Annotated in this window: 15 protein-coding genes; 10 read left to right on the forward strand and 5 right to left on the reverse strand. The window is 60.3% G+C overall.

What is annotated here, in order from left to right:
- Positions 1–237: 237 nt before the first annotated feature.
- The 3 genes from AAFX04_09905 to AAFX04_09915 all read left to right on the forward strand — a co-directional run bounded on the left by AAFX04_09905 (position 238) and on the right by AAFX04_09915 (position 3,513).
- Positions 238–1,551 carry a M48 family metalloprotease gene (locus AAFX04_09905; GenBank protein MEO1045741.1) on the forward strand — a complete coding sequence of 438 codons (1,314 nt, stop codon included), beginning with the start codon at positions 238–240 and terminating at the stop codon, positions 1,549–1,551.
- Positions 1,552–1,640: 89 nt separating this feature from the next.
- Positions 1,641–2,402, forward strand: coding sequence for a DsbA family protein (locus AAFX04_09910; protein ID MEO1045742.1), 762 nt, complete (start codon positions 1,641–1,643; stop codon positions 2,400–2,402).
- Positions 2,395–3,513 carry a M48 family metallopeptidase gene (locus AAFX04_09915; protein ID MEO1045743.1) on the forward strand — a complete coding sequence of 373 codons (1,119 nt, stop codon included), beginning with the start codon at positions 2,395–2,397 and terminating at the stop codon, positions 3,511–3,513. Before AAFX04_09910 ends, AAFX04_09915 begins: the two co-directional genes overlap by 8 nt.
- Positions 3,514–3,612: 99 nt before the next feature.
- Here AAFX04_09915 and AAFX04_09920 read toward each other — a convergent pair whose 3' ends face one another.
- A complete protein-coding gene (locus tag AAFX04_09920; protein ID MEO1045744.1) occupies positions 3,613–4,152 on the reverse strand; it encodes an HD domain-containing protein in 540 nt (179 codons plus the stop codon).
- Between the two features lie 249 nt (positions 4,153–4,401).
- Between AAFX04_09920 and AAFX04_09925 the strand changes: the two genes are divergently transcribed.
- From AAFX04_09925 to AAFX04_09940, 4 genes are all read left to right on the forward strand, one after another.
- On the forward strand, positions 4,402–5,622 hold the full coding sequence (locus tag AAFX04_09925; GenBank protein ID MEO1045745.1) for a histidine kinase: 1,221 nt from the start codon (positions 4,402–4,404) through the stop codon (positions 5,620–5,622).
- Positions 5,546–6,346 (forward strand): LytTR family DNA-binding domain-containing protein, encoded by an 801-nt coding sequence (locus AAFX04_09930; protein MEO1045746.1) that lies wholly within the window; start codon positions 5,546–5,548, stop codon positions 6,344–6,346. The genes AAFX04_09925 and AAFX04_09930 overlap by 77 nt, the downstream gene beginning before the upstream one ends.
- 74 nt (positions 6,347–6,420) lie before the next feature.
- The gene (locus AAFX04_09935; protein MEO1045747.1) at positions 6,421–6,882 is read left to right on the forward strand and encodes a protein tyrosine phosphatase family protein; all 462 of its coding nucleotides are present in this window, start codon (positions 6,421–6,423) and stop codon (positions 6,880–6,882) included.
- 79 nt (positions 6,883–6,961) lie between these two features.
- Positions 6,962–7,735, forward strand: coding sequence for an isocitrate lyase/phosphoenolpyruvate mutase family protein (locus AAFX04_09940; GenBank protein ID MEO1045748.1), 774 nt, complete (start codon positions 6,962–6,964; stop codon positions 7,733–7,735).
- 10 nt (positions 7,736–7,745) lie between these two features.
- Here the strand turns inward: AAFX04_09940 and AAFX04_09945 are convergent, their stop codons facing one another.
- Complete coding sequence (locus AAFX04_09945; GenBank protein ID MEO1045749.1) at positions 7,746–8,201, reverse strand: nucleoside deaminase; 456 nt, start codon at positions 8,199–8,201, stop codon at positions 7,746–7,748.
- 116 nt (positions 8,202–8,317) lie between these two features.
- On the opposite strand from AAFX04_09945, the gene rpmB reads away from it, so the two are divergent.
- Complete coding sequence (rpmB, locus tag AAFX04_09950; GenBank protein ID MEO1045750.1) at positions 8,318–8,602, forward strand: 50S ribosomal protein L28; 285 nt, start codon at positions 8,318–8,320, stop codon at positions 8,600–8,602.
- A gap of 105 nt (positions 8,603–8,707) precedes the next feature.
- Here rpmB and AAFX04_09955 read toward each other — a convergent pair whose 3' ends face one another.
- Complete coding sequence (locus AAFX04_09955; GenBank protein MEO1045751.1) at positions 8,708–9,793, reverse strand: esterase-like activity of phytase family protein; 1,086 nt, start codon at positions 9,791–9,793, stop codon at positions 8,708–8,710.
- 214 nt (positions 9,794–10,007) lie between these two features.
- Here AAFX04_09955 and AAFX04_09960 point away from each other — a divergent pair, with 214 nt between their 5' ends.
- Positions 10,008–13,007: an L-glutamate gamma-semialdehyde dehydrogenase gene (locus AAFX04_09960; protein ID MEO1045752.1), complete on the forward strand. Its 3,000-nt coding sequence runs from the start codon at positions 10,008–10,010 to the stop codon at positions 13,005–13,007.
- A gap of 6 nt (positions 13,008–13,013) precedes the next feature.
- Here the strand turns inward: AAFX04_09960 and AAFX04_09965 are convergent, their stop codons facing one another.
- Both AAFX04_09965 and AAFX04_09970 read right to left on the reverse strand, forming a co-directional pair.
- Positions 13,014–14,444 carry a hypothetical protein gene (locus AAFX04_09965; protein ID MEO1045753.1) on the reverse strand — a complete coding sequence of 477 codons (1,431 nt, stop codon included), beginning with the start codon at positions 14,442–14,444 and terminating at the stop codon, positions 13,014–13,016.
- An 81-nt stretch (positions 14,445–14,525) separates the two neighbouring features.
- Positions 14,526–15,794 carry a TIGR04063 family PEP-CTERM/XrtA system glycosyltransferase gene (locus AAFX04_09970; GenBank protein MEO1045754.1) on the reverse strand — a complete coding sequence of 423 codons (1,269 nt, stop codon included), beginning with the start codon at positions 15,792–15,794 and terminating at the stop codon, positions 14,526–14,528.
- Positions 15,795–15,907: 113 nt separating this feature from the next.
- Here AAFX04_09970 and AAFX04_09975 point away from each other — a divergent pair, with 113 nt between their 5' ends.
- Positions 15,908–16,087 (forward strand): hypothetical protein, encoded by a 180-nt coding sequence (locus AAFX04_09975; protein ID MEO1045755.1) that lies wholly within the window; start codon positions 15,908–15,910, stop codon positions 16,085–16,087.
- The last annotated feature ends 4 nt before the right edge of the window (positions 16,088–16,091 follow it).

Raw genomic sequence — 16,091 nt, forward strand, 5'->3', positions numbered from 1 at the left:
CCAGCGGCGCCGACTTCCTATATCATATCTGCAGGTCGCACTCCGGGCAGCGCTGGCGTTTCAGCGTCGGTTCATGCGACATCATCAAAGGTGCACGGCATGATCGATCGTAGAGCGCTGTCGGCTCACACATCACCCGAGATGATGCGCGTCGCTGTGCGTGCCGTTGGCGCTTGGCCGAAACAATGGTTGCAACGCGGCCATTTATGGGCAGCCAGGATCCTGGCGCTGCTGGTCATGGCCGCGCTGATGATCCAGCCGGTGCAGGCACAATCGATCCTGCGCGATGCCGAAACCGAAGAATTACTGAAGGATATGTCGCGCGACCTGATCATCGCCGCTGGCCTCAGGCCCGGCAATGTCAATGTCGTGCTGATCAATGACCCCTCGATCAACGCTTTTGTTGCCGGCACCCAGGACGTGTACATCCATACTGGCCTGATCCGCGCCGCCGATACCGCCAATGAGGTGCAGGGCGTGATCGCGCATGAGCTTGGCCATATTGCGCTGGGCCATTCGATTACCCGCTCCGAAGCAGGCGGCAAGGCTGGCAATATCAGTATTTTGAGTCTCATTCTCGGTGCGGCTGCCATTGCTGCCGGCGCGGGTGAAGCCGGGCTCGGACTTTTCGGCCTCGGCCAGCAAGCGGCGTTGAACCAGTTCCTCGCGCATACCCGGGCAGAAGAAGCCGCAGCCGATGTCGCCGGTGCCAAATATCTGTCGCAGGCGGGGATGACCGGTCGTGGATCGATCAACTTCTTCAAGAAGCTGCAAAATCTGGAATTCCGCCTCGCCATCCCGCAAGATAACAGCTTCGGTCGTACCCACCCGCTCTCGGGCGAGCGTGTGACTACATTGCAGGATATCTATGAGAAGGATGCGGCCTGGGACAAGCCGCTGGATCAGGATATTGAGCGGCGTTTCAAACGGGTCAAGGCCAAGCTGGAAGGCTATATTCTCGAACCGCGCCTCACACTGCGCGACTATCCCGAATATGATGAGAGCATTCCCGGACGCTATGCCCGTGCCTATGCCTGGCACAAAAGCGCCTATCCCGAAAAAGCGCTGAACGAAACCAGGGAGTTGTTGGCACTTAACCCCGACGACCCCTATTTCCTTGAGCTGCACGGCCAGATATTGCTCGAAAGCGGTCGCCCCGAACAGGCGGTCGAGCCGCTGCGGCGTGCCACCTATCTGACCAACAACCACTCGCTGATCGCCGGGCTGTTCGGCCATGCACTGATCGCCACCGAGAATCCCGACCATCTCGAAGAGGCACAACGGGTGCTCAAGGCAGCGGTAGCGCGCGATGCACGCAACCCCTTTGCCTGGTATCAGCTCGGCGTGGTCTATGCGCAGCAGGGCGATGAACCGCGCGCATCTCTGGCCAGCGCCGAACGCTATGTGCTTCAGGGCAATGCGCCGCTGGCGATGCGCCATGCGGGCATCGCCATGGCCGGGCTGCCCGAATATACCCCCGACTGGATCCGGGCACAGGATATCTCCCTGCTTGCACGCGATGCCCTTGAACGCCAGGGCCGACGCCGCTAAGCGGCTGAACAAGCGGAGTCTTCATGCCGAAAAATGCTGCATCAACCGCCTCGAGCGGCAACGACAATTCTCAAGGAAAGTGGGTAATTATGGCCAGTGGTGCTGTTTTGGCGGTTGCCGCCGCCGCAGGGGTGTTTTTCTGGCAGAGCGGATCGGGCGGTTCGTCCGATACCGATCAGACCGCACGTGCCGCCGGTATCAGCGAGCAGGAACAGGCGGCGTTCGAGGACATTATCCGGCAATATATTCTCGACAATCCGGAGATCATCCCCGAAGCGGTCGAACGGCTGCGCGAGAAGCAGGCCATGGCCCGTATCGAGGGCATCCGGCAGCAGATCGAAACGCCCTTCGCCCAGGCTTTTGCCGGCAATCCCGATGGTGATGTCGTACTGGTCGAATTTTCCGATTTTGCCTGTGGCTATTGCCGCCAGAGCGTCAGTGACGTGGCGCGGCTGATCGAGGAAGACCCCGGCCTCAAGGTGGTGTTTCGCGAACTGCCGATCCTCTCCGATTCCAGCGGCGATGCCGCCGGCATGGCGCTCGCAGCCGCCAAGCAGGGCCGTTATTATGATTTCCACACCGCAATGTTCGATGTCGGTCGTCCCTCCTCGACCACCATCGAAACCGCCGCGCGCAAGGCCAATCTCGACCTGAGCAGCGCGCGCAGCTTTGCCGCCAGCGCCGAGGCACAACAGGAGATCGAGAACAATATCCGCATGGCACAGCAGCTTGAATTTACCGGCACGCCTAGCTGGGTCGTCGGCAACCAGATCTTCAATGGCGCGGTCGGCTATGACCAGCTCAAGGCCGCCATTGCCGCAGTGCGGGCCAGCCGTTCGGCAGGTGGCTGAACCGGGGCGCATCCCGGGCGCCGCCAGATCGGTCATCGGTTGCCCGTTGATGCTGGCCGGGTTGCTGGCACTGGCCGGCCAAGCGGTCTCTATCGCCGATGCACAGGCACAATCGCCGCAAATTGCCGGCGATACCGTCGAAATACCCCGCGACCTTGCGCCCTATATTGCCCTGCGGCGGCTTGACCAGCGGGTGACCAGCGTCAGCTACCGGCTGCTACGCGCCAATATGCCCTATTGCCACAAGCGGATGTGGCATGTCGGATGGCAGCTGCATCTGCTCGCCAGCTATGGCGACAAGGACAAGGCAAAGCGCGCCTATGGGCTGCGCGAAGGCTATGTCGGGATCGCCGCAATCGCGCCCGACAGCCCGGCGGCCGGACTCGGCCTGTCGGTCGGCGACAATATCGCCTTTACCCGCCATGCCGACCCGCTTGATCCGGAAAATGGTGACGCCGTGCGCGAAGCACCCGAAACGCTGGGTGATCTGCAGGCGCTCGAAGCGATGCTGCAACGGCGTTTCGAGCAGGCCGAACAGGATATCGTGTGGTTACCGGGCAACGCGGCAGGCAAGGCGCAATGGGCAAGGCTCTCGCCGTTACTACCGGTTAGAACTTGCCGTTCGCGCTTCCAGATTGCACCGTCGAAAAAGCGCGACGCCTCGACCGATGGCGATCTGGTCACCATCACTTCGCGGCTGGCCGAGCTGACACGCGATGACGATGAACTGGCGGCGGTGCTGGCGCATGAAATCGCGCACAATCTGTTGAGGCATCCCGACAAGCTCGACGCCGCCGGCATTGATGGCGGTGTGTTCGGACCGCTCGGCAAGGATGCCGAGGCGATCAAGATGACCGAGATCGAGGCCGACCGGCTGTCGGTCTGGCTGATGGCCAATGCCGGTTTCGACCCTGAAGGCGCAATCCGTTTCTGGACCCATTATGGCAAGCGATTTGGCAAGGGCATTTTCTCGGCGCCGACACATTATCGCTGGCGCAAGCGGGTCGCGCTGTTCGAAGAGGAAATCGCCGCCATGGCCCGGACCCGGCGCGATGCCAACGGCCTGCTGCCACCACCGCTGCTGATCAGCGGCGGCGCAGAGATCGATTAAAAACAGATATCTCCGCTTCGTCATTCCGGAAGCCGGTTTTCTCCAAATCTCCGATTTGGTTAGAAAAGCGAGCTAGCCGGAATGACGGTTATTGGGTCTCTAGTCAGCATAAACCGAGTTGATCGGCTTCTCCATGACCCGTCGCACCATCGGCTCGAAAAAGCTCAGCGGCGCGCTGTCATAGCTGGCATCGAATGCGGCCTGGTCATATTTCTCGCAGAAATCGGCGCAGGCCTGAAAATGCTCATGGCCACGATAAGTCTCGCGCATATCGCGATCCTGTCCGAGATAATGGAAGAAATAATAGCCCTGGAAGATGCCGTGCTTCTCGGTGATCCAGTGCAGTTCCGGGCTGACAAAGGGCTTGATGATCGCAGCGGCGACATCGGGATGGTTATAGCTGCCCAGCGTGTCACCAATGTCATGCAGCAGCGCCATCACCACATAATCCTCCGGCCGCCCGTCGCGATGCGCGCGGGTCGCGGTCTGCAGGCTGTGTTCCAGCCGGTCAACCGGGAAACCGCCATAGTCTCCATCAAGCAGCCGCAAATGATCGAGCACCCTGTCGGCGACCTTGGCGGCAAAGGGGCGGAAATGCCCGGCGATGATGGCCCAGTCTTCCTGGGTACCCTGTTTCATTTCGGGGAATTTTGCGTGTTCCGCATCGCCATGGCCGTCATGATCGTCGGTTGCGCCCGGCACCGCATCGCCGGTCAAGGCTGCATCATCCATCATTCTCTCCTGCATTTTCATTCTGCTCTGGCAACAGGCTATCATGACTTTGTCTGCTGTCAAAACCCCAGCCATCCAACGGGATCGTCGCAATGATCGGGGCGCAGGACGCAACACCACTTCCCTCGCAAACCAAAACCCCCTATTTGCTCAGCCATGGCCATTGTTCCGATCAAGCCTACCCCGTTCTTTGCGAACAAGAACCGCGCCTTCTGGAATCTCCAGTTCGCCGGCTGGATCGGTGCGATGCTGTTGCGCGCCGTGGGCGGTATCGCCAATGGCCAGCCGATCAGCTTCCTTGCCATTGTCGTCGTCAACACCATCGCCGGCTATTCGATCTCGCTGATCCTGGCGGTGGTCTATCGCTCGCTGATGAATCGCAAGCCGATCATTACCTGGGGCCTGTCGATCCTGTCGCTATTCGTCGCGGTGATCCTCTACACCTTTATCGATGCCTGGGTGATTTCGCTCTATCGCCAGGACAGCGATACCGCCTTTACCGCGCTGCTGCTCGGCACGTTCTTCTTCGATCTGATGCTGCTCGGTGCCTGGTCGGCGCTCTATTACGCCATCAACTTCTTCCTTCAGGTAGAGGAGAGCGCCGACCAGCTGCAGCGCATGGAAAGTCAGGCGACCAGCGCCCAGCTGGCGATGCTGCGCTACCAGCTCAACCCGCATTTCCTGTTCAACACGCTGAACAGCATCTCGACTCTGGTGCTGCTCAAGGAGACCGAGCCGGCCAATGCCATGCTGTCGCGGCTATCCTCGTTTCTGCGCTATACACTGGTCAACGAGCCTACCGGCCGGGTCACCGTGGCGCAGGAGGTGGAAACGCTGAAGCTTTATCTCGACATCGAGAAAATGCGCTTCGAGGAGCGGTTGCGTCCGAAATTCGACATTCAGGAAGAGACGCGCGAGGCGCTGATGCCCTCGCTCCTGCTCCAGCCGCTGGTAGAAAACTCGATCAAATATGCTGTCACCCCCCTGGAAGAAGGCGCCGATATCACGGTCAAAACCCGGATAAACGGCGAGAAGCTGCGTATTACCGTTTCCGATACCGGTCCGGGTGTGCATAATGACAACACTCCGGGGAACGAGCTGGGTACCGCAGTAAGCTCCACCGGCGTCGGTTTGACGAATATCCGCGACCGGCTGGCGCAGGCCTATGGCGATGACCATATGTTCCAGATACGCTCCTCACCCGGTCAGAACGGTTTTTCCGTGATTATCGAGCTGCCGGCAGAAACACGCGAACAGGCAAGACGCGAGCAAGAGCGACGCGAGCAAGAGAGAATAGGCAATGACGATACGAACGATATTGGTCGACGACGAGAAACTGGCGATCCAGGGCATGCAAGTCCGGCTGGCCGAGTTTGAAGATATAGAGATTGTCGATACCTGCACCAATGGCCGCGAGGCGATCCGCAAGATCAAGACACTCAAGCCCGATCTCGTTTTTCTCGATATCCAGATGCCGGGCTTTGACGGCTTTTCCGTGGTCAAGGGCATTATGGACATTGAGCCGCCGCTGATCGTGTTCGTCACCGCCTATTCCGACCATGCACTGCGCGCCTTCGAGACTCAGGCGGTCGACTATCTGATGAAGCCGGTGGACAAGGACCGGCTGGCCGATACGCTGGATCGCATTCGCGAACGGCTCGCCGACAAGCGGGTGCGCGACGAAGCCGAGAAGCTGCGTGGCCTGCTCAACGAAGTGGCACCCGAGGCAGCTGAGGAACTCGAGCAATCAGAGGATGCACTGCCACCCAGCCGCTATGAGAAGCTGATCAACGTCAAGGATCGCGGTCAGATTTTCCGCGTCGATGTCGATACTATCGAGCGCATCGATGCCGCAGGCGACTATATGTGCATCTACACTGCCGACAATTCGCTGATCCTGCGCGAGACGATGAAGGATCTGGAAAAAAGACTGGACCCGAAAAACTTCCAGCGGGTGCACCGCTCGACCATCGTCAATCTCGACCAGGTGCGCCAGGTCAAACCGCACACCAATGGCGAATGCTTCCTGATTCTTGAATCGGGCACCCAGGTAAAGGTATCGCGCTCCTATCGCGATGTGGTGACACGCTTCGTGCATTGATTGGCCGCGAATTGATCGCGTTTTGACGACAGGAGGTAACCGGCGAGACCGAGGGCATCTTCAACTTTCTGCGATTGCGCGAGAAAATCACCACATCGGGTCAGCCAAGTGCCGCGCAACTGACGGCGCTAAAAGCCGCCGACGTTACCACCATCATCAATCTGGCGCCGCATGACCATCCGCGATCGCTGAAGGACGAAGCCGCTATCTGCGCCGGTCTCGGCTTGAATTATATCCATATCCCGGTTGCCTTCGATACCCCTCGGCAAAGCGATTATGACCGGTTTCGCCGAGCCATGGACAGCCATGCGCACGACCATGTGCATGTGCACTGTATCGTCAATGCGCGGGTCAGCGCCTTTTTCTACAGATATGATCAGGAAACAGGGCTGCTTTCGGAAGCCGATGCACGAACCCGGATGCAGGCCATCTGGAATCCCGGCGGCGTCTGGGCAGAATTTATCGGCGATATGACCCGCACCGGCGAGGACCATCTTTATGCCGGACGCGATTATCCGCGTTTTGGCGATGAATGAGACTGAAATCGCTTTCATGACAAGTTTCGGGACGAGCATTTTCTGATGCACGGCTATCTGTCGGACAAGGGAGACAGACATGACAGAGCAGAATGACAAGGCCCAGGCGTTTCGAAGCCTGCACATACCCGGTAATCCGGTCACATTATGGAACATATGGGATGCCGGCTCGGCACTGGCGGTCGAGCGGGCCGGGGCACAGGCCATTGGCACCGGCAGCTTTTCGGTCGCCAGCGCTCAGGGCTATGCGGATGGACAGGTACTTCCGCTCGATGCCGTGCTGACCACCAGCCGGCAGATTTGCGATACAGTGTCGCTTCCGGTGACGGTGGATTTCGAGGCAGGCTATGCCGATGGCGGCAGCACGCTGTCGGAGAATGTCCGCCGGCTGATTGCTACCGGTGTTGTCGGCATCAATTTTGAAGACCAGCAGATCAATCAGGCCGCGCTCTATTCTGTTGCCGAACAGGCCGGGCGTATCGCAACCGTCCGCAAGGCCGCCGACGCCGAAGGTGTCGCCCTGTTCATCAATGCGCGTACCGATATCTGGCTCGATGCCGGGCGCGCATCGCTCGACAGCGATTCCATGTCCGATGAGGCTTTGACCCGGGTGAAAGCCTATGCCGAGGCTGGCGCCGATGGTTTCTTCGTTCCCGGACTGGCGGACGAAACAATGCTGGAAACCATTTGCCGAGAATCGACTCTCCCGGTCAATGTGATGAGGCTGCCCAACATGGTCGACAGAAATCGCCTTGCCGAAACTGGCGTCGCGCGTATCAGCCATGGCCCCGGTCCGTGGCAACACATGATGCAAATAGTCGAAAGCGAAGCCCGCGCCGCATTATGCACCTAAGGCTGCGACATTAGCGCTTGTCTGCGAAAAACGTCTTGAGCAAAGCCGCAGCTTCCTCTTCGGAAATTCCGGAATAAAGCTCGGGCCTGTGATGCAGCGTCGTCTGGCTGAACAATCTGGGGCCATGCTCCACTGCCCCGCCTTTAGGGTCGCTGGCACCATAATAAAGCCGGCGGATACGGGCATGGGCAATGGCCCCGGTGCACATGGCGCAGGGCTCCAGCGTTACCCACAGGTCGCAATCGATAAGTTGGGATGTACCGAGGCTGGCTGCGGCACGACGCATGGCGACCATCTCGGCATGCGCCGTGGGGTCATTGTCCATGCGCATACGGTTATGGCCGGTCGCAATGACAACGCCATCGCGCACCACAACCGCCCCGACCGGCACTTCGCCGATCTGCATCGCCGCGCGTGCCTGTTCCAGCGCCTGATCCATGAACATTCCGGGTTTGCTGCGTGGCATGCTGGGCGCTAGACCGCATGAATCATGCCTTGTAAAGCGCTTTGTCGTTGACGGTTGAGGCCAACATGGCTATGTCGCGCGCTTTCCAGAGATTCTTGATATACAGGATAGAGACGATGTCGCGTATCTGCGAACTGACCGGCAAGGGCCGGATGGTGGGCAACAATGTGTCCCACGCCAACAACAAGACCAAGCGCGTATTCCTGCCCAATTTGCAGAATGTCACGCTGATGTCGGACAAGCTGGAGCGCAGCTTCAAGTTCCGCGTATCGGCTGCTGGCCTGCGTTCAGTCGAGCATGTCGGTGGCCTCGATAACTGGCTGCTGAAGACTTCCGACGAGAAGCTTTCCGCACGTGCCGTCAAGGTCAAGAAAGAGCTGAAAAAAGCCGCTGCCGCCTGAACCAGGGCACAGCCTGCTCGCTTGAGAGCAGACACTCAAACGTGATCGCCGCATGGAAACTTCTGTTTTCGTGCGGCTTTTTCGTATCCACTGGCAGCGCTCGCTTCACTCGATCGATGACAGGCCGGGGCGGAATGTCTCACCCGAATCGAGTCGCTCCAGATCAAGGCGGAATTTCATCAACAGGCTGCGCTGCACCGTGTTGAAGTTATCGTCCGAGGCGATCCACACCATGATGTCCTCGCCAGCGTCCGGGTCATCGCTACTCGCTTCACTGGTAATCGCAATGGCTTCCATATTGTCGACGGTCAAAGGCGGATCGATGCCTGCGATCAACCGCCCTTCCAGCACCGCATCGCGCGCAATGTCGGCTGGATCGGCCACGGTAATCCGCGCCGACACCCCTTCAAGCACGGTGAACCGCCGGTTGAGAATAATCAGACGGCCGTCGGGCAGCAGCGTCGCATCGGTGATGTTATAGCCGATGGGCGGGCGATAGCCGAAGCGGATGGCCTGCGCCTCGGGGTCGGCAGGATCGCCGATGAACAGCAATGCCTCGGTCACACCGGGTCCGTATTCCTGATCCTCGGAAAACACCAGAAAGCGGGCGCTGCCGAGCAGCACCATCGCCTCGGCGCCGCTATTGCTTGGCCAGCCGCGCATAGCCTCGGGGCGGTAACCGGTCTCTGCCCGGGCCAGCCCGGCGCCATAACGGACGATGCGATTGCTATCCTCGAATCCGACCCAGAAACGTCCGGTTTCCGGATCACGCACCAGCGATTCGGCATCGCGATAGGCTTTGTTGCGATCCTCACCATCGACACCCGGAAGCGGGGCGATAAAGTCGCTCCAGCCGCCATCGGCATCAGCCGCAGCGCTATCGGCAAAGCCGCTGCTCTGGCGCAACGCAAAGCTGAACAATGTGCCGCCATCGGATAACGCCAATATACGGCTGCCCGGCTCAACCAGCATCGATGATATGCCGCCAAAGCGCGAATTGCGGCTGCGCAGCTCCCAGCCTGCAATATAATCGAGCGCGCCGATACGGCGTTGCGCCGGTTTGAGCGGATTAAGTGCCACCGGCACCAGCGATATCTCCTGGGAATCATTCGGAGGTTCTGGCTCGGTGCGCAAAAATGTGCCTGGCGCGAGCAGGATGATCAGCGAAAGGCAGGCGAGAATGCGGCGCATCGCTTCCCCATAAAGGCTGTGTGCATAAGCTCAACCGGAAGGTGGATTTTTCGCGGCCATGATGCATGTTTTGCTTGGCCGCAAAAAGCGAAAATGCGATAGGGTCTGGCATCTTTCGGTGGACCCTCATGGTCTTTTCCGTACCTCCCCTGGATCATGTTGGCACGGACGCTCACTGTCCGCCGCGCCAACCTTGTGATGAAGTGACATGCCGATGCACAATGCCATCCCGCCTATCGCCTCTATCGACGATGCCCGTGCCGAAATGCGCCGATTGCACCGCCTGCCCGAATATGAGGTGCTGGCCCCGCTGGTGGCCATCGCCAAGACCGACAATCCCGGCGAGGAAGACGCGATATTGAACAGCGCCCATGCGCTGCTCGCCGATCTGCGCAGCGCCCAGTCGGGCGGCTGGGTCAACCAGTTCCTGCAGGAATATCGCATGTCCACAGCCGAGGGTGTGGCCCTGCTGGCGCTGGCCGAGGCGTTTCTGCGTGTCCCCGATCCGGAGACCGCCGACCGGCTGATTGCCGACAAGATCGGCAGCGCCAATTGGCGCGCGCATAGCGGCAAATCGGCCAGCACATTGGTCAACAGCGCCACCTGGGGCCTGGTACTGGGCCGTGCGGTGGTCGGCGAGAGCGCAAACGCCTCTATGCTCAAGCGGCTGATCAATCGCACCGGCGAACCCTTTGTGCGCCAGGCTGTAGGCGCGGCGATGCGGCTGATGGGCGAGATTTTCGTCATGGGACGCACCATCGATGAAGCCCTGGTGCGGATGGACCGCAAACAGCATCGCGGCTTCACCGCCAGCTTCGACATGCTTGGCGAGGCCGCACGTACCCATGAAGATGCGCAGCGCTATTTCGAGGCCTATGCCGGCGCGATCGAGGCCATTGCCCGCGCACCGCAATCAGGTCATGGCGTCTCGGTCAAATTGTCGGCGCTGCACCCACGTTATGAGGCCGCTCAGTCGGATAGCTGCCTGCCAGTGCTGATCGACCGCGTTACCGAGCTGGCCGAAAAGGCAGCGAAGCATGATATTGCCCTCACCATCGACGCCGAGGAATCGGAACGGCTGATCATGAGTCTCGACGTCATTGCCGGGGTGCGCCGCCAGCAGAGCCTTAACGGCTGGGATGGCCTGGGCATGGCGGTACAGGCCTATTCCAAGCGGGCGCTGGCGGTGTGCGGCTGGGCCAATGCGCTGGGCGAGGAAGCGGGCGAAAAGATCAAGGTGCGGCTCGTCAAGGGCGCCTATTGGGACGGCGAGATCAAGTTTACCCAGGAGCATGGGCTTTCCGACTATCCGCTGTTCACCCGCAAACCGGCGACCGATGTCTCCTATCTTGCCTGTGCCAGGGCGCTGCTCGAATACAGCCATATCGAGCCGGCCTTTGCCAGCCATAATGCGCGCACCATCGCCACCATATTGACCTGGGCCGGTGATCGCCGCGATTTCGAATTTCAGCGGCTGCACGGCATGGGTGATGGTCTGTATGAGCGGCTGGTGCGCGACGAAGGCTATCATTGCCGCATCTATGCGCCGGTGGGCGGTCATAGCGATCTACTCGCCTATCTCGTCCGCCGCCTGTTGGAGAACGGCGCCAATAGCAGCTTTGTGCATCAGCTCGCCGATGACAGTATGAGCGTCGATGAACTGCTGGCCGATCCGGTCGAATATGTGCTGGAGACCGGCGGCACCCGCCATCCGGCGATCCCGTTGCCGGTCGAGCTGTTCGGGCCGGAGCGACGCAATTCCAGCGGAATCGATCTCGACGACCGGCTGATCTTGGCGCACACTGCGAGAGAAGTCGCCAATGCCCCTGAAATCACCATGCCCGATGAAAGCGATGTCGACATGCTGGTCGACCGCGCGCAATCAGCCTTTCATGGCTGGGACAGGATGCCGGTGGAGGATCGCGCTGCCTGTCTCGAACGGCTGGCCGGTCTGCTCGAGGAGCATCGCCCGCAACTTATGGCTCTGGCGGTCAACGAAGCGAAGAAAACCATTCCCGATGCACTGGGTGAAGTGCGCGAGACAGTCGATTTCTGCCGCTATTATGCCGCCGAGGCGCGCCGCACGCTGCAGCCGGTCGAACTGCCCGGCCCCACCGGTGAGCAGAATATGCTGCGTATGAGCGGGCGTGGCATATGGGGCTGTATCGCGCCCTGGAATTTCCCATTGGCGATCTTTCTGGGGCAGGTCACGGCTGCGCTGGTCAGTGGCAATTGTGTCATCGCCAAGCCAGCACCGCAAACGCCGCGCATCGCCGCTTATGCCGTGAAGCTGGCGCATGAAGCAGGGGTTCCGCAGCATGTGCTGCAATTGCTCGTCGGCGGTGCGGAACAAGGCGCAGCACTGGTCGATCATCATGGCATATCCGGGGTCGCGTTCACCGGATCGGTACCCACGGGCAAGGCGATTGCCCGTGCGCTGGTTGCCGATGATCACCGCCCGATCGTGCCGCTGATCGCCGAGACCGGCGGGCTTAACGCAATGATCGTCGATTCCACCGCACTACCCGAACAGGTGGTGCGCGATGTCGTCATTTCCGGCTTTCAGTCCGCCGGACAGCGCTGCTCGGCGTTGCGGTTGCTGCTGCTGCAAGAGGATATTGCCGAGCGGACTTTGACCATGCTCAAGGGCGCGATGGATGCGCTGGTGGTGGGCGACCCCGGCGATCCGCACAGCGATGTTGGCCCGGTGATCGACCAGGCCGCCTATGACAGGTTGATGACCTATCGGGACAGTGTCTCCGACCGGATTATCAAGACGGTGGATGTGCCCGAAACCGGGCTGTTTGTGCCCCCGACCCTGATCGCGCTCGACGCGATGGATGATCTCGACACTGAATGGTTCGGTCCGATCATCCATGTCGCAACATGGGAAGCGGAAAAGCTGCACGAAACCGTAGACCGGATCAACGCCAAGGGCTTTGGTCTGACCATGGGGCTTCACAGCCGGGTAGCGCGCGCTGCGACCATTGTGGAGGCCCGTGCCAGCGTTGGCAATCTCTATGTCAACCGTTCGATGATTGGCGCCATTGTCGGCAGCCAGCCTTTTGGCGGCGAAGGCCTGTCAGGCACCGGTCCAAAAGCGGGTGGACCACATTATCTGCCGCGTTTCTGCGCCGAAAGGGTAACCTCCACCGACACCACCAGCGCCGGTGGCAATGCCAGCTTGCTCAGCCTGGAAGATGAGGATCTCTAGCCAGCCTTAAGAGGCGTTGCGCTGTTTGTCGGTCATCTGGCGCAGCGTTTCGAGCGCCGCCTTGAGCGCCGCATCGACATCTTCGGGCTGGTTCAATGGTGTCACATCGGCGGTTTCAGCTCCAGCGGAGGCTGCCTCCTCATCCATTGCCGATGGCACAGCGTCATAGGTAACCTCTGCCACCGCTTCATCCTCAGGCTCAAAGGCCTGTTCCATCGGCGATACCAGCGATACCGGCATCGGTTCAGGAGCGGCATCCGGCTCCTCCGGCGCGGCGATTTCTTCTGCGACCGGCGCAACCGGAGCGATGGTGGCAATGGCCGGAACCTTCTCGATCACCTGTTCCGCCCGGCCTGCGGCCAGACGGTCAAGCCCGCGCTCGAGCCGGTCGATCAGAGCATCAATGCTGAGCTCAGCCAGTGGCGGCTCGACTTCGTCCTCAGCGGCTTCTGCCATGTCGTCGCTGACGGGTTCTTCAAGCGCGACCTCTTCGGCGTCGATGTCCCCGACAAAGCCCGATGTCTCGGCGATGGGTGTCTCCCATTCGGGCACCGCATCGTCATATTCATCATGGTCATAATAGACATCATGGTCGTCGTATTCATCGTCACCGGGGTTTTCCACGCTGTCGGCATGGGCCAGCGCTGCCGCAAGTAACGCTGCGTCGCTAACATCCTCCCCGGCAGTCGCCGGTGGCAGTTCGGTGAAACTCTCGTCCGCCACTTTCTCGGCATCCACTTCCGCTTCGGTCACAGATTCCGCTATGTCACCGGCGCTATCTTTGTCGAGGCGTCGCTTGGCGACCAGCGGCTCATCTCCACCAGAGACCGCATCGCTGCGCAGAAGCTCGAGCGGCAACAGATTTTTCAGCCGGTCGCGCCGGGCCGACTTGTTGTCAACCGGGCTGTCATCCTCACCCGCCAAAGCTGGTGCGGTGTTGGCCCTTTCCGGTTCCTTTGCAGCCAGATCGCGGCCCGCCAGCAGCGGCGCGCGCGCAGGCGCATCGGGATGGCTATCGGCACGACGCATGCGCGGCAGGTCATCAAGCTCACGCACCTCGCCGTCATCACCGCCATAGTTGAACGGCAATATCGCACGCAGCCGCTCAGCCAGGCCAGGGCGCGGCATGTCATCACCGATTTCGACGACATTCTCGTAAAGATCATCCATATCCTCGTCTTCATCGCTGTCATCCCAGGATGAAAACATGATGGCGCAAATGCCCGTGACGAACAGCGCCGTCGCCACTGCTATGGCAATCCGCGCGGTCAGGCCCAGCGGCGGCGCCGCAGCAGGGATCAGCTCGTTCAGGCCGACCGCCAATATGATGCTCTCAAAGACACTATTATGGATAACCAGTGTCACCGCGCCGATGGCAACCCCGGCAATTGCGGCCATCGGCAAGGCACCGAAGCGCTCGATAGCCCGTGAAAACATGTCGGCAATATTATTCGCCATAACTCTTTAACCCCATCGGTCCCTGTGCCCCGGTCTCTCAGGAAACCACGCTGGGACATATCATGCTGCCCGGTGCACATCCGGGTCGACGGTTTGTCCTAACAGCTTTTGGTAAACGGGAAGATAACGCTCTACATTGCTGTACCAGTTGCGCTTTGTCTCGACAAAGCTGCGCGCGGCTGCGCGGCGCGCATCCCAGATGTCGCGGTTTTCCAGCAGATCCCCCAGCGCGCGGGCACAATCGACCGGATCATCGGCACGGAACAGTGTTCCGGTGCGGCCATGCTCGATCAGTTCCCTGTGACCGCCAACATCCGAAGCAGCGACCAGCCGGTTTTGCGCCATGGCTTCGAGTGGCTTCAATGGTGTGACCAGATCGGTAAGCCGCATCGCCTTGCGCGGATAGGCCAATATATCGATCAGGCTGTAATAGCGTTCGACCTGGTCATGCGGCACCCGTCCGGTAAAATGCATATTGGCAGCCACCGGCGACGACGCCGCCTGCGCCTTGAGCGCGGCTTCCATCGGACCACCCCCGACCAGCAGCAACTGCGCCTGTGGCTGGCGCTGCGCCAGATGCGCCATTGCTGCGATCAGGTCATCCAGCCCTTCATAATCGTAAAAGCTGCCGATAAAGCCGATTACCGGACGCTGTGCAGTACCAGCATCCAGCCCCAGCTCAGCGGCCAGAACATCATCGCGTGCGGGCGGTGTGCCGAATAATGCCATATCGACGCCATTGGGCACCACCACCAGCCGGTCATCGGCGACCACACCACGCGCCAGCAGGTCGCGGCGCAATCCATCGCAGATCACCGCCACCGCATCGGCGCCGGTGATCACATGGTTTTCCAGTATCCGCGTCATCCAGTATCGTGCCGAATGGCGGCTGCCAGTACCATTGCCGATCGAGGCATCCTCCCAAAAGGCGCGAATCTCATAGAGCAGCGGCAAATTGCTGCGCTGTGCCGCACGCAGCCCGGCCAGACCATTCAGCGCCGGTGAATGGGCATGGAGAACATCCGGTCGCCATTCCTCGATAACCTCGGCGATACGCCCGGCCAACAGCCCGGTCTCGCGCCATTCGCGCAGCGGCGACGGCCCGGTTGCATCGCCATGAGTGCGGAAAAAGTCCAGCCCATCGATGATCTCATGGCTGTCGGGCGGCGTCGACCCGGCCGGCAGGTTGCGGCTGTGACGCACTCCGGTCACCCCGGCAACCTCCAGCCCGGAAGCGATCTGCGCCTTCATGATCGCCCTTGTACGGAAGCAATATCCGCTATGGAGCGGCAGGCTGTGGTCGAGTATATGCAATATGCGGGTCGCCATGGATGGCGCTTATGACGCAATTTGATTAACGCGTCATCAACCGCGATGCGCTATTGCCCGGCAAGTGCGGCACAGTGATGCTGTTCCGGGCGGGAACGGCGATTAAGGCGGACATGATAGACACGTTTTCCATATTACTGACCCATGCGCTGATCGCGCTGGCGGGCTGGCGGATCATCCATCGCGATGATCTGGACAAGGAAGACCCGCCCGAGCGCGATACCGTCCCCAGCGGCTTCAACATTCATCGCAACCGCGGCAAGAACCCCGCCATGACTGACAGTCGGGACTGATCCG

This window comes from Pseudomonadota bacterium (assembly GCA_039818985.1).
Classification (GTDB): Bacteria; Pseudomonadota; Alphaproteobacteria; order Sphingomonadales; family Sphingomonadaceae; genus Alterisphingorhabdus.

Bases quoted from the DNA above. Each gene is read 5' to 3' on its own strand.
- AAFX04_09925 (MEO1045745.1), top strand. From the start codon at position 4,402: ATGGCCATTGTTCCGATCAAGCCTACCCCGTTCTTTGCGAACAAGAAC.
- AAFX04_09965 (MEO1045753.1), bottom strand. From the start codon at position 14,444: ATGTTTTCACGGGCTATCGAGCGCTTCGGTGCCTTGCCGATGGCCGCA.
- AAFX04_09975 (MEO1045755.1), top strand. From the start codon at position 15,908: ATGATAGACACGTTTTCCATATTACTGACCCATGCGCTGATCGCGCTG.
- AAFX04_09945 (MEO1045749.1), bottom strand. From the start codon at position 8,201: ATGCCACGCAGCAAACCCGGAATGTTCATGGATCAGGCGCTGGAACAG.
- AAFX04_09955 (MEO1045751.1), bottom strand. From the start codon at position 9,793: ATGCGCCGCATTCTCGCCTGCCTTTCGCTGATCATCCTGCTCGCGCCA.
- AAFX04_09940 (MEO1045748.1), top strand. From the start codon at position 6,962: ATGACAGAGCAGAATGACAAGGCCCAGGCGTTTCGAAGCCTGCACATA.
- AAFX04_09930 (MEO1045746.1), top strand. From the start codon at position 5,546: ATGACGATACGAACGATATTGGTCGACGACGAGAAACTGGCGATCCAG.
- AAFX04_09970 (MEO1045754.1), bottom strand. From the start codon at position 15,794: ATGGCGACCCGCATATTGCATATACTCGACCACAGCCTGCCGCTCCAT.
- AAFX04_09920 (MEO1045744.1), bottom strand. From the start codon at position 4,152: ATGAAACAGGGTACCCAGGAAGACTGGGCCATCATCGCCGGGCATTTC.
- AAFX04_09910 (MEO1045742.1), top strand. From the start codon at position 1,641: ATGGCCAGTGGTGCTGTTTTGGCGGTTGCCGCCGCCGCAGGGGTGTTT.
- rpmB (MEO1045750.1), top strand. From the start codon at position 8,318: ATGTCGCGTATCTGCGAACTGACCGGCAAGGGCCGGATGGTGGGCAAC.
- AAFX04_09960 (MEO1045752.1), top strand. From the start codon at position 10,008: ATGCACAATGCCATCCCGCCTATCGCCTCTATCGACGATGCCCGTGCC.
- AAFX04_09905 (MEO1045741.1), top strand. From the start codon at position 238: ATGGCCGCGCTGATGATCCAGCCGGTGCAGGCACAATCGATCCTGCGC.